The organism is Flavobacterium frigoris (genome assembly GCF_900111075.1).
Lineage (GTDB): Bacteria > Bacteroidota > Bacteroidia > Flavobacteriales > Flavobacteriaceae > Flavobacterium > Flavobacterium frigoris.
In genome coordinates, this window is record NZ_FOFZ01000020.1 from 1 (window position 1) to 13,225 (window position 13,225).

The following is a 13,225-nucleotide window of genomic DNA, read 5'->3' on the forward strand; positions in this document are numbered from 1 at the left end:
CGAACAGAGTAGTTAAGCCCGCCTGCGCAGATGGTACTGCAGTTATGTGGGAGAGTATGTCGTCGCCTTTCTTTTGAAAAGCCTGTCTGAAAAGACAGGCTTTTTTTGTTTATTTGGTACAACGCTGTTCGCCCTTCGGGCTCGGTTCGTCGCCTTTCTTTAAAAACCCCGTTCGTTAGAACGGGGTTTTTTGGGATCAATACCAAAACCTGTGGAGTAGCAAAAATTAAGCGTAAATATTTGTTAGTCTGAAAAGGAAAAACTCTATGTTCCCACACCTCTAAATTGAGATCTAAACGCTTTTATTTTTGCATTAAAGGATTCTGCAGAAGCATTGGTACTTCTGTTGTCAAAATAGTTTACTATCGTTTGGTAATGATTCTGTATTGATCTAGATATTGTGTTAAATGATTTAAACTCAGCCTGAGCTACTTTTTCATGCCATCTAGCTAATTTGCTTAGACCATAAATTTTATCGGTGGTATTCTCAAAAACATTCCGTAAGTCTTGCGATAGCTGATATGCTTTTTCAATATTAGGATATAATTCGAATAATAATTTTGCTCTTTGGGTTTGGTTTTCAGACCATTTAGATTTGTTTTTATACAAAACATATCGACTTCTGGCTAGTAATTGCTTAATGGTGTCGCCGTTAGATAGTGTTATAGGCTCGTATTTAGTTTTTGTGGTTTTAGCTTTTTCAATAGCTTCATTCTCCATATCAATTGCTTGCCACCTATATTTGATTCTAATTTCTTGTAAAGCTTCGAGCGCCAGTTTTTGAACATGGAATCGATCCGTAACTCTTACTGCATTAGAAAAGCATTTCTTAGCAATAAGCCCCATATTAGCTGCCATATCGAGTGTTATTTCGGTAACCGAATTTCTTAGCTTTAGCGGTATTTTTTCTAATATAGCAATTACTGTTTCTGCTTTGGTTCCAGCTACCATGGCTACTATAGTTCCCTTTCTGCCTTTTCCTGCTTTGTTGGTCACAATAGTATAGAGTTCGCCATTGGAGAGGGATGTCTCATCTATTGATAAACGTTTCCCAATGTTTTCAGGAAAAATAAGCCATTGTTTAGCATGCGACTTTTGTTTCCATGCTTTAAAATCACTTAAGTACTCTTTGTACTGATATTGCAAATTCCTTCCAGAAACCCCATAGAAAGAGGCGATAGCACTACAGTCATTTGGGCTGGAATCTATTGATCTCTTTTAAAAAAGACGCAAACTCCTGTGTTACACGAGTTCCGTCCGCTACTAAATTCCAATCTCTAAAAACCACTTTCCCTGTGTCTTCGTTAAGCCATCGTCTGCGAGTAATATGCAGATATACCTGATGTCCCCGAATAGGAAAATCCTGAACTGTAATTTCATCAAAGAAGCCTTTTGAGCTTAACTTATACGGTCTGTATTCTTTAGGAATCGAATTTATCTCTTTAAGATATATATGCAAGACTTCATCTCCTTTCTTGTAAGACGTCAATTCAAAATATTCAACAATGATTTCAGGTAATAATAACTTGATTAGTTCGCTATAGGAGTCTTGCATTTGGTATAATTTGGAAACACAAATATCAAGATTTTAATATTTCCCCACAACATTTTGTCTTGATCCCATATATATTAGTTAGCCTAAAAATTAGGCGTAAATATTAGTTAGCCTAAAAAGGAAAAAGTCTATGTTCCTCACACCTCTAAATTGAGATCTAAAAGCTTTTATTTTGGCATTGAAAGATTATTCACTTTTTATTTTTTTGTTTTGGAGTTCATGAATTTCATTTTTGCAGAAGTATTTGTACTCCTATTATCAAAATAGTTTAAGATTGACTGGTAATTAAGAGTTACAGTATTGAGTAATGTATTATAGTTTTTAAAACCTGATTCTTCTACATTCCTGTGCCAATGTGCTAGTTTGGTCATCGCAACATGCTTGTCGTTGTTGTTATTATAAATACCTCGAAGTTGCTGACTTAAACCGTAAGCTTTCTTTATATCTGGATATGATCCGAATAGCATCTGAGCTCTTTCATTTTGACGCTCAGACCATTTTTCGCGAGATTTATAAAGCACGTAACTACTTCTGGCTAAAAGCTGTTTTACAGAATCTCCATTAGGCAAGAGTTCCGGTATATTTGCTCTATTCTCTCTTTTGGCTGTCATTATCAATTGATTTTCAAGATCCATAGCTTCCCATCGATGTTTGATTCTGATTTCTTGCATGGCTTCCAGAGCTAATTTTTGAACATTGAACCTATCAATTACCTGTATTGCTCTAAGAAAACATTTTTTAGAGATTAACTTCATGGAATTAGCCATGTCAGGTGTGATCTCTTGAACACCGAACACCACTTCTTTTTTTATAATCAATCTTACAGATGTGCTCTATGACTTGATTTGCCTTTGTTCCAGCAATAATGGCAACTAAGCAACCTTGTTTGCCTTTGAACTTCTTATTGGTTACTGTGGTATAGAGCTCTCCCTGAGACAAAGCTACTTCATCAATTGATAAATGGGTACCCATATTTTCAGGGTAAAGAATCCACTGATGCGCATGTTCAAGTGGATCCCAGGTATTAAAGGAGCTTAGGTGTCTTTTATACTGTCTTTGAAGTTTTTTTCCGTCGATACCTAAAAATTTTCCGACAGTATGACAGTCGGTAGCACTGTTATCTATTAATTTCTTTTAAAAAAGCCGCAAACTCTTCAGTCATGCGGGTTCCTTTAGCAACTAAAGTCCAGTCTCTTTTAATAATTCCTCCATTGGATTTGTTAGTCCAACGGCGTCTTTTGATATGCAAATACACTAATTTTCCTCTTAAAGGAAAATCCTGAATGGTAATTTCATCCTGAAATCCTTTTGACACTAATTCAAGGGTATCAAACTCTTTTGGAGGCTTTATTTTCTCCTCAAAATATAGGTGCAATATTTCTTCTGTGTTATTAGCAGAAACTACCTCAAAGTGGTCAACTAAAAAATCAGGTAGCATGAATTTCAAAAGGTCTATTGAAGTCATCACAAATTGTTAGATCGACAAATTTTTAAATTTTTTGCGACATTTCTTCCTGAGACTTTGTTCTTGATCCAAAATTAGTATCCATCTAAACCTCGTTATAACGAGCATTTTTATTTTAATATATTACTAAAAAGGATCGTATTCCATTTGAACCTGTTTATTTACTTCTATTATTTCTTGTAGAATAGTCACATTGATTTTTTAGTACTTTATTGTTAGTAACATCGTTAATATATTTAACTTTAACCCATCTTTTTAAGATTATAATAGTATATTTTCGCTTAAATATTAATCGACTCATATTTATGTAACAAAGAATTGTTCGAGCTGATTTTTACTTGATTTGTCATTGCGCAAACAGCACGTATACCTATTTGTAATTAATAAAATATTGATATTATCCTACGATTTATCAAACTAAATAACCTTGAATGAAATTACAAAATTGGTTTTTTCTGTTTTTCTTATTTATATTATCTTTATCATCGTTTGGTCAATACTTCCCCACCAAAAACTACACCACCGCAGATGGTTTGCCTAATAATGCGGTGCGATCTTTATTTTTAGATTCTAAGAACGTATTATGGATTGGTACCGAAAATGGCGTTTCCATAATGCAAAATGGGGCATTTTCAACCATAGATGAGTCCAATGGCTTAGGACATAATAGTTGTTGGGATATTTCACAAGATACGAATGGTAATATGTGGTTTGCCAGTTACGGAGGTGGTGTCAGTAAATTTGATGGTCAGAAATTTACTGTTTTCACGAAGAAAGTAGGCTTACTCGCCAATAAGACAAGAAAGGTTTTTCCTTATAAGAACAAAATGTATGTTGGCACAGAACAAGGTGTTTCTATAATTGATATTAATAGTAACAAAGTTATTACGCCAATTGTGCCAGTTCATAAAGAGGATTTTATATGTATTTCGTTTTTTGAATATGGCGGAATAGTATATTTTGCTTCCGTTTTTGATGGTTTGTATAAGATTGATGAATCAGGTTCATTCCCCAAAATAATTCCTGTAGTTTCTCATAAAAACACTTATGGTTTAGGACTTTTCGGTTCTACTTTATACAGCGGAAATAATGGTTACATTAATATATATGATATTTTAGAGATTAAAAAAGGTAAATTGGACTCTTCTCAATTTGGAAAATCAACGGTTTGGCAATTTGCTAAGGATAAAAGAAACATTGTTTTTGCAGCTGCTTGGGGTATTTATAACCCTGATGGCGGGTTGTATCGTATTGAGAATGATGAAATGATTAATATCTCTGATTTGTATGGAATCGATTCCAAAGTTTTACTCAATGTCGTTTATAATAAAAAAGAAGACATTTTATATGTTGGCTCGAATGATAAAGGAATCTATGAAGTTCGATTAGATAAAATGATTGATTATTCTCCATTTTATGGATATTCAGTCATAAATTTTGAGAATAATGGGAAACAAAAAATTGTTTTACACAGTAAGGGAGTTAGTATTTTAAATACAGATAAAGAAATTTTAAAAACGGTCTCGCTGCTTGATTTTAAAAAAGCTGAACAAGCCTATTTAAATAAAGGAAACAATATAATAAATAAACAAGGAGTTGAGTCAAGAGATTTTGAACTCAATTTCAATATTAAAGCCGATGGAATTGTGTTTTATGAAATGGTAAAACATAAAACGTCATTTTGGATTGGTAGTAATATTGGTATTTTCGAAATGAATTCAGAAGGGAAAATTATCAATTATATCCCTAAACACAGTCTTAAATTTGGGTTTTCATCAAATGATAAATTTATTGAAACGATTACTTATGCCGGAGTTAGGGTATATGATGATATCTATTCTCTTAAAAGTACCCATTATTCTAAGTTTGAAAAAAACACGCCAAAATATATCGTACAAATATTAAATAATAAGAACAAAACGTATCTTCTGTCGGTTTTTAATGGCTTGTATGTTTATCACAATAATCAATTTCAATCGTATTTAGCTGATGGTATTTGGAAAGAAAATAAATTCAAGCATATTACGGTAAATGAAAAAGACCAACTTATATTAGCTGCTGAATTTGGAAATGTATTTATCGTGGATGATAGGGCCGCTTTTAAAGTATTGGATACAATCAAAAAAGAGGATTTAATTGGTAAAACAATCCTTTTTCTAGAAGCTTACAAGGATTATATTTTTATTGGTACTGAAAAGGGAATCAATATTTATCAAAATGGAATCTTCCGGTTTATTAATAAAGAGCAAGGTTTGAATGACTGTAATTTCACTGTTTCCCAAATCAGGGATAATGAGTTATGGTTGGGAACAAAAAATGGTTTTTATACTGTTGATTTAGATATATTTTTAAAAGAGCAGATTGCCGTTTCAGGTATAGATATAACTAAGATAACAGTTAATAACATTCCTGTCAGTAGATCTAATTATAAATGGTTTAGGTATTCTTCTAAAAAGATAGTTTGTGATTATCAACAAAATTCTTTTTTAATTGATTTTGTTCCCAATGGAAACCCCTTTCCTGAAAAATTAAAATTTAGATATCGTTTAAAGTCAACTAATAGATGGAGTCCATACAGCGATAAAACCAATTTGTTTTTACCGTATTTACCTTATGGCAAGTATGAAGTACAAATTGAAGTATTTGATCTGAACAATGGTTTGGCGCGTGTTTTTAATGTATTGTCGATTCAAATTAGGCCTCCATTTTGGTTAGCTTGGTGGTTTATTTCTCTTATTATTATAATTGTTTTTGGTATTGTAGTTTATATAATCATACGTAGAAATAATAGCGAAAAAGAAAAAGCAGAAAAGGAAAAACAAATAACAGAGGCCAAACATGAAGCTTTGTCTAACCAGATGAATCCTCACTTTATTTTTAATGCTTTAAATTCCATTCAAGAGTATGTTGGTTCAAATGACGAACACAATTCCTCATTATACATTAGTGAATTTGCAGGATTGATGAGAAAAACTTTAAAAAACTCACCAAAGCAAACAATTACTATTGAAGATGAAATAGAGTATTTAAGTAGTTATATCTATATTGAAAATAGGCGTTTTAAAGACCGTGTTGCAATTGAAATTTTCATTGATCCTTCAATTGATATGAAGGTATTAGAAATTCCACCCATGTTAATTCAGCCTTTTGTGGAAAATGTTTTTGTTCACGCTTTTGATGAATGTCATCTTTCACCAAAACTGAAAATATCTTTTGAAATGGTCGCTGATAATATTTTAGAATGTAAAATTAGTGATAACGGAAAAGGCTTAAATACACATAAACAATCTAAATTCCACGTTTCAAGAGGTATTGCGTTGGCTAGAGAGCGAATTATTTTATTGCAGCCCTCTAATATGGATCCCATCCATCTTAATTTTACGGAGAATGAGGGTACAACGATTACGATTCGACTGATTATTTAAGAAATAGGTGTTTTGGGTTGCTAAAGTGCATCAACTTACTAAGGTGCTAATAATTTTTATGGCAGTTAATCTAAATTAAAAATTATGTACTACTTTAGGGGTGGATTTTTAGAAATAATGCTCAAATACTTTCAGCTATGAAAAGAAGAACTTTTTTAACTACAACAACTATGGCTTCTGCTGGTCTTAGTGCTTTTTTAATTTCGGGTTGTACTAATATAAAAAAGAACGAGGAACCAGATGTTGTTGCGGATTCTACAGTGGTATTTGAACTTGAAGAAGAAACAATCACTAGCTTAAGAGAGAAATTAGCTTCCAGTAAATATACTTCAGAACAATTAGTACAATTATATCTAAACCGTATTGACGCTATAGATAAAAACGGGCTTGAGTTACATTCGATTATAGAAATAAATTCGGAAGCTTTAGCTATTGGAAAGGCGATGGATGGCGAGATGAAAGCGGGTAAATCAAGAGGCCCTTTACACGGTATACCGATTGTAATAAAAGATAATATCGACACGGCTGACAAAATGCAAACTACTGCCGGTTCACTGGCTTTGGAAGGGAATATTGCTTCGAAAGATGCTTTTGTAGTAAAGAGGCTCAGGGAAGCGGGTGCCATCATTATTGGTAAGGCAAACTTGAGTGAATGGGCAAATTTTCGTTCCACTCAGTCATGTTCTGGATGGAGCAGTAGAGGCGGACAAACAAAAAATCCTTATATTTTAGATCATAATCCATGTGGCTCCAGCGCGGGTTCTGCAGTGGCAGTGGCAGCAAATCTTTGCGTCCTGGCCGTGGGTACTGAAACTGATGGTTCTGTGGTTTGTCCCTCTGCAGTTAGTGGTATCGTGGGTATTAAACCGACAATAGGATTAGTCAGCAGATCTGGAATTATTCCCATATCGCATACTCAAGATACGGCTGGACCAATGGCAAGGACAGTTAAAGACGCTGCTATTTTACTTGGAATATTAGCAGGAATTGATTCTAAAGACCCCGTTACTAGTGAAAGTGTTGGAAAAAGTGAAACAGACTATACTAAATTTCTAGATGCAAAGTCATTACAAGGGAAAAGAATTGGGGTGGAGAGAAAACCTCAGGGTCAAAATCAGTTTATGCATGCACTACAAAAGAAAGCGATTGATCTGATTAAAAAGCAAGGGGCGACAGTCATTGAAATCGATTATTTAGATAAAATAAATGAATTAGGAGCCGCTGAATTTGAAGTGATGCAGTATGAATTCAAAGCTGGAGTCAACAAGTATTTGGCTGCTTCAAATGCGAAAGTAAAAACATTAAAAGAGGTGATTGATTTCAATATTGCCAATGAAGACAAGGCGATGCCTTATTTTAAACAGGAAACGTTAATAAGTTCGAACGAAAAGAAAGGACTTGATGACAACAATTATATTGAAGCATTAAATAAAAGCCATTTCGGTTCTAAGAAAATTTTGGATGATGTAATCAAAGAGAATAGGCTTGATGCAATATGCGGATTAACAATGGGACCTGCATGTAGTATCGACAATATATATGGAGACCGTTGGGGAGATGTATTCCTGACAACTCCGGCAGCTGCAAGTGGGTATCCTCATATTACGGTGCCTTGCGGGAAGGTATATGAATTACCAATAGGTTTTTCATTCTTTGGGACAGCTTATTCAGAACCTGAATTAATAGGAATGGCCTATGCTTATGAACAAGCCTCCACTAACAGAATTAAACCTAGTTTCAAGAAATCCTTTTTATAGAAATAGTTGGTAAAAAAGACCTGTGACAAATAATGGGATGAATATCCGTTATTTGTTATGGTAATGTCGAATGTGTTTTACTTTTTTGTCAATTGATGCGCTGTACATTCTGGCAGTTTTGAACTCCATGGTATTATTCCCGTCTTTATCCATGTAGACAATTCCATCGTCACCTGCTAATTTTAGAAATTCTCTTTGTAATACTTACAGATTGGATTAATCGGACATTCAAGGCATTTTGGAGTTGGGCGACAAATTTCTCTTCCCAGAAAAGATATTGCCATACCTATTTCGCCCCAAATTTCTTGTGGTAATACTTGCATCAATTGTTTTTCGACCTTGTTACCATCTTGTGTTTCTGAGATTAATCCGATTCTGGGTGTCACTCGGATGACATGTAGATCTGCAATTATCCCAGTTGCAGGATTTTTTGCTTCCCTCATAATTACATTCGCAGATTTGCGGCCTATACCTTTTAAAGCCGTCAAGCCATCCATTGTGAGAGGAATGCTATCGTTTTTTTTAATGGTTTTTGCGATTTCTATTAACCAATTGGCTTTAGTTTCAAAATTTTTGACTTTGGAGATATAGGGTATTAGCCTTTCTAAATTCGAAACCGCCAAACTTTGTATATTTGGATAAACTTCAAAAAGGATTGGAGCTATTTTATTTATATTGGCATCAGAATCCTGAGCTGATAGAACAACCATCACCAAAAGCTGATATAAACTGCGGTACTCCAATGGATGTTTTCTTCCTTTGTATTTTATTAGAATAGGGTCTAATTTTTGTGCCCAATCATTTGAGTTTCCGAATAAATCCATTTACTATTATTTGAAATCTATTGACAGCGAATTTACGCAATACCGTTGGCCGGTAGCCGTTGGGCCATCATTGAATAAATGTCCTAAATGGCTTCCACAATTAGCACAAACTATTTCGGTACGTGTCATTCCATGCGTTTTATCTAAGACATATTTTACTTTTCCAGGGATTGAATCATCAAACGATGGCCAACCACAATGCGCGTCGAACTTTGAATTGCTTTCAAATAAAGGTTCTGAGCAAGCGCCACAGCAATAAGTTCCTTCTTCATAGTGCAAATTGTAAGTTCCGGTGTGTGGACGTTCTGTTCCTTTTTCACGCAGGACACAGTATCTTTCTTCTCCCAGTTCTTGTTTCCATTGGGCTTCGGATTTTTCTAAAGGATATTTCATTTGTACAGTTGATATTGAGATAATAATTAGTTTTTGGTTACAAATTGAACCGTTCTTTTAACGACCTCCGAATCACCTAAAATTTTTCGGTGCCCCAAACCTTCTGTTAATAGGAGTTCGCCATTTTTTAAATGATCGTAAATGTTTTGGCCTGCTTTTACAGGAACTTCAGGATCATCTTTATCATGGATTACCAAAACAGGCATCGTAATTTCTTTAGCCGCTTGATAAGCGGAATAGTCGTTCATTTTTTCGCCATACTTTTTTTCAAAATGAAGTCTTAAAGTAGTGGCAAAACTAGGCTTTAGTTCTAATTTAGCAATAAAATCTTCGATAATATCTTGAACAACATCTCCACTTCCTATAATTACAGCAGTATTTAATTTAAGTCCTTTTTTTATTGCATTTAGCACCGACATTCCGCCCAGAGAATGACCAATAGCCGATTCAAAAGGACCATACTGTTTGTCAATTTCCAAAATTGAAGCGATAAACTCAGTCATTATAGATTGATTTCCAGGTGATTTACCATGTGCAGGAGCGTCAAAACTAACGGTAGAATAACCTGATTTCACTAATGCATCTGCAATCTTCACTAATTGTGTACCCCGGCCAGACCAACCGTGAACTAACAAAATTTTCTTGTCACTTTGACCATATTGGTAAACAACTACCGTTTTGTTTATAACAGGAATCTGAAGTTTTTTTTGGTCACTTATCTGATCCATTTCGAATTCCCTTTTGGGAATGGTATGTTTTATGGGTGTCGTAAACAATTTTGCGGCAAACAATATGGTGAGTTTAGACGAAATTAAAGAGATAAATTTACTAGCAAGTAGAATAGGCTTAGGAATTTTCAATGATTGCGTATGAATGGAAGTTTTTTTTGTCATATTGATAAATTTTTGAGACGCTTTTTATATTATATAATTTTTACTAAATTTAGAAAAGCATAAAAGTAGTATATTTAGTAAAGTTTTAATGTCAATTTAACCATTTACATTAAATAAAGAATGGCATTAACAAAAAAAGAATTTTCAATTCGACTACATAATTTGAAGAATAACAAAATTTAATAAATGGAAATATTTCATATTAGCGCAGAGTGTTATCCCGTAGCAAAAGTGGGTGGTTTAGCAGATGTTGTAGGGGCTTTACCAAAATACCAGAATAAAGCTGGTCACCTTGCAAGAGTTGTGATTCCTTGTTATGACACAAAATTTAAAATAGAAAATAAATTTGAATGTGTCCATTGGGGTTCTGTAAAACTGGGAAAATTCAATTTTTCATTTAATGTACTCAAGGAAACAACAGATAAGTTAGGATTTGAGTTATACCTTATTGAAATTCCCGAATTATTCGACAGAAAAGAAGTTTACGGATATGAAGATGATATCGAACGGTTTTTATCTTTTCAAATTGCGACTTTAGATTGGATAATTGGACGTGATGATATGCCGGATGTAATCAATTGTCATGATCATCATACAGGCTTGATTCCATTTATGATGTTGTATTGTGCCAAATATAAAAAATTACAAAATACACCTTCGATGATTACCATTCATAATGGATTATATCAAGGGCAATTTGGATTTGATAAACTACACTATTTGCCAGAATTTGATTTAGCTCATGTAAATGTTTTAGAATGGGATAAATGTATCAATTCTTTGGCAGTAGGTATTAAATGCGCTTGGGCAGTGACGACCGTTTCGCCAAATTATTTGAATGAGATTAATTATTCAGCAAATGGATTAGAATCACTTTTTAATATTGTACGCTATAAATCAAAAGGAATATTAAACGGTATCGATACCGAAGTTTGGGATCCGGCCAAGGATAAAATGTTAGAAAAAAATTATTCAGTTGAAAATTTTGAGAAAGGCAAACAACAGAATAAAAAGATATTATGCACTTTATTTAATTTAGATCCTACAAAACCACTTTTTAGTTTTATAGGACGTTTATTAGAAGAAAAAGGAGGTGATTTATTACCACAGGCATCTGCTTTGGCCTTGTCAGAAAATTATAAAGAAATCAACATTCTTATTTTAGGCTCCGGAAATCAAGAGATAGAAAACCATTTGAATAGTTTATTGGTAGATTATAAAGGAAATTATAACACGTTTATTGGATACAACGAAGAATTAGCGCATTTAATTTATGCAGGAGCTGATTTTTTATTGATGCCATCAAGGGTAGAACCTTGCGGGTTGAATCAAATGTACTCCCTTAGATACGGAACAATTCCAATTGTGAGAAGAACAGGAGGGTTGAAAGACACAGTAACTGATTTTGGAGATAATGGCAACGGAATTTCTCATGATCAAGCTTCTGTTGGAGATATTTGTTACTCCATTCAAAGGGCAGTAAACTTATATAAAGATAAAGAACATTTTAATGAAATTAGAAAATTAGGTATGAACACAGATCATTCCTGGGAAAAAGCATGTCAAGAATATTTAGAGGTTTATAATTTAATAATTAACAAAGTATGAAAGCTAAGAATAAAAATGTTATTGCAATTATTTTAGGAGGCGGTCAAGGATCTAGATTATTTCCATTAACTGAAAGCAGGTCTAAGCCTGCAGTGCCTATTGCTGGAAAATACAGATTAGTTGATATTCCAATTTCAAATTGTATGAATTCAGACATTAAAAGAATGTTTGTATTGACACAGTTTAATTCTGCATCCTTAAATGCACATATAAAAAACACCTATACGTTTAACGCTTTTAGTCAAGCTTTTGTTGATATTCTTGCTGCCGAACAAACTCCTGATAATCCAACATGGTTTCAGGGAACATCTGATGCAGTGAGACAATGTATGCCTCATTTTTTGAATCATGATTTTGATTATGTTTTAATTCTTTCTGGAGATCAATTATACCAAATGGACTTCAACGAAGTGATTGAGGAACATATAAAACATGGAGCAGATATAACAATTGCTACTTTACCGGTTAATGCTAAGGATGCGCCAGAATTTGGAATTTTAAAAACAAATGATGAGAATTGCATAGAATCATTTATTGAAAAACCTGCTAAGGAACTGCTGCCGGATTGGCAATCAGATGTTAGTGAACAAATGAAAAGTGAAGGTAAACTGTACTTAGCTTCCATGGGTATATATATATTTAATAGACAGCTATTAATTGATTTAATGAAAAATCCAGATACAAAGGATTTTGGAAAAGAAATTATACCCCAAGCTGTGGGAAAACAAAAAATACTGAGTTATCAATATGAAGGATATTGGACTGATATAGGAAATATAGATTCGTTTTTTGAGGCGAATATCGGTTTGACAGATGATATTCCTAAATTTAACTTATTTGACAGTGACAATAAGATTTATACCCGTCCTAGATTATTACCTCCGTCAAAATTTCACCAAACGTTAGTGGAGAAATCACTAATTTCTGAAGGTTGTATTATCCATGCTAAAGAAATTAAAAGATCAGTTATAGGGATTCGATCTCGAATAGGCGATGGGACTATTATTCAAAACACCTATGTGATGGGTAATGATTTTTATCAGAGTATTGATGATATGAATGAGGACATAAAAAACCATAAATTATTGGTAGGTATTGGTGAAAGATGTTTTATCAGTCACGCTATAGTGGATAAAAATTGTAGAATTGGTAATGACGTTTACATCAATGGAGGTAAGCATTTAGAAGATGTTTCGCATGAGTTATATGCGATAAAGGATGGTATTGTTGTGATAAAAAAAGGTGCCGTATTACCGGATAATTACATAATTAATTAAACTATTGCTACTTTTTCTAAAATTAATA

12 protein-coding genes are annotated in these 13,225 nt (G+C 33.5%); 4 read left to right on the top strand and 8 right to left on the bottom strand.

The annotated features are described in order from the left end of the window. Window positions 1-264 precede the first annotated feature (264 nt). From BMW63_RS16665 to BMW63_RS16680, 5 genes are all read right to left on the bottom strand, one after another. Window positions 265-1,209, bottom strand: a complete 945-nt coding sequence (locus BMW63_RS16665; protein ID WP_449403947.1) for an ISAon1 family transposase — start codon at window positions 1,207-1,209, stop codon at window positions 265-267. Next, window positions 1,190-1,555, bottom strand: a complete 366-nt coding sequence (locus tag BMW63_RS16670; RefSeq protein ID WP_074724595.1) for an ISAon1 family transposase N-terminal region protein — start codon at window positions 1,553-1,555, stop codon at window positions 1,190-1,192. The genes BMW63_RS16665 and BMW63_RS16670 overlap by 20 nt, the downstream gene beginning before the upstream one ends. Before the next feature lie 197 nt (window positions 1,556-1,752). After that, entirely contained in the window at window positions 1,753-2,352 is a 600-nt protein-coding gene (locus tag BMW63_RS18295; RefSeq protein ID WP_245745011.1) for an ISAon1 family transposase, read from the bottom strand. Then, a complete protein-coding gene (locus BMW63_RS18300) occupies window positions 2,324-2,527 on the bottom strand; it encodes a hypothetical protein (RefSeq protein WP_217643743.1) in 204 nt (67 codons plus the stop codon). The genes BMW63_RS18295 and BMW63_RS18300 overlap by 29 nt, the downstream gene beginning before the upstream one ends. A gap of 145 nt (window positions 2,528-2,672) precedes the next feature. Then, a complete protein-coding gene (locus BMW63_RS16680) occupies window positions 2,673-3,023 on the bottom strand; it encodes an ISAon1 family transposase N-terminal region protein (protein ID WP_074724596.1) in 351 nt (116 codons plus the stop codon). Window positions 3,024-3,451: 428 nt separating this feature from the next. Here BMW63_RS16680 and BMW63_RS16685 point away from each other — a divergent pair, with 428 nt between their 5' ends. Both BMW63_RS16685 and BMW63_RS16690 read left to right on the top strand, forming a co-directional pair. Beyond that, complete coding sequence (locus tag BMW63_RS16685) at window positions 3,452-6,445, top strand: sensor histidine kinase (protein ID WP_074724597.1); 2,994 nt, start codon at window positions 3,452-3,454, stop codon at window positions 6,443-6,445. Between the two features lie 137 nt (window positions 6,446-6,582). Continuing rightward, window positions 6,583-8,202, top strand: coding sequence for an amidase (locus BMW63_RS16690; RefSeq protein ID WP_074724598.1), 1,620 nt, complete (start codon window positions 6,583-6,585; stop codon window positions 8,200-8,202). A 182-nt stretch (window positions 8,203-8,384) separates the two neighbouring features. Here the strand turns inward: BMW63_RS16690 and BMW63_RS16695 are convergent, their stop codons facing one another. Genes BMW63_RS16695 through BMW63_RS16705 form a run of 3 tightly spaced genes read right to left on the bottom strand, consistent with a single transcriptional unit; the run spans window position 8,385 to window position 10,312 of the window. Next, window positions 8,385-9,026 carry an endonuclease III domain-containing protein gene (locus BMW63_RS16695; protein WP_074724599.1) on the bottom strand — a complete coding sequence of 214 codons (642 nt, stop codon included), beginning with the start codon at window positions 9,024-9,026 and terminating at the stop codon, window positions 8,385-8,387. Between the two features lie 6 nt (window positions 9,027-9,032). Beyond that, window positions 9,033-9,419 carry a peptide-methionine (R)-S-oxide reductase MsrB gene (msrB, locus tag BMW63_RS16700; protein ID WP_074724600.1) on the bottom strand — a complete coding sequence of 129 codons (387 nt, stop codon included), beginning with the start codon at window positions 9,417-9,419 and terminating at the stop codon, window positions 9,033-9,035. Window positions 9,420-9,445: 26 nt separating this feature from the next. Then, on the bottom strand, window positions 9,446-10,312 hold the full coding sequence (locus BMW63_RS16705; protein WP_074724601.1) for an alpha/beta hydrolase: 867 nt from the start codon (window positions 10,310-10,312) through the stop codon (window positions 9,446-9,448). 186 nt (window positions 10,313-10,498) lie between these two features. Here BMW63_RS16705 and BMW63_RS16710 point away from each other — a divergent pair, with 186 nt between their 5' ends. Next, entirely contained in the window at window positions 10,499-11,920 is a 1,422-nt protein-coding gene (locus tag BMW63_RS16710) for a glycogen synthase (protein ID WP_074724602.1), read from the top strand. After that, complete coding sequence (locus BMW63_RS16715; RefSeq protein WP_074724603.1) at window positions 11,917-13,197, top strand: glucose-1-phosphate adenylyltransferase; 1,281 nt, start codon at window positions 11,917-11,919, stop codon at window positions 13,195-13,197. The genes BMW63_RS16710 and BMW63_RS16715 overlap by 4 nt, the downstream gene beginning before the upstream one ends. Window positions 13,198-13,225 lie beyond the last annotated feature (28 nt).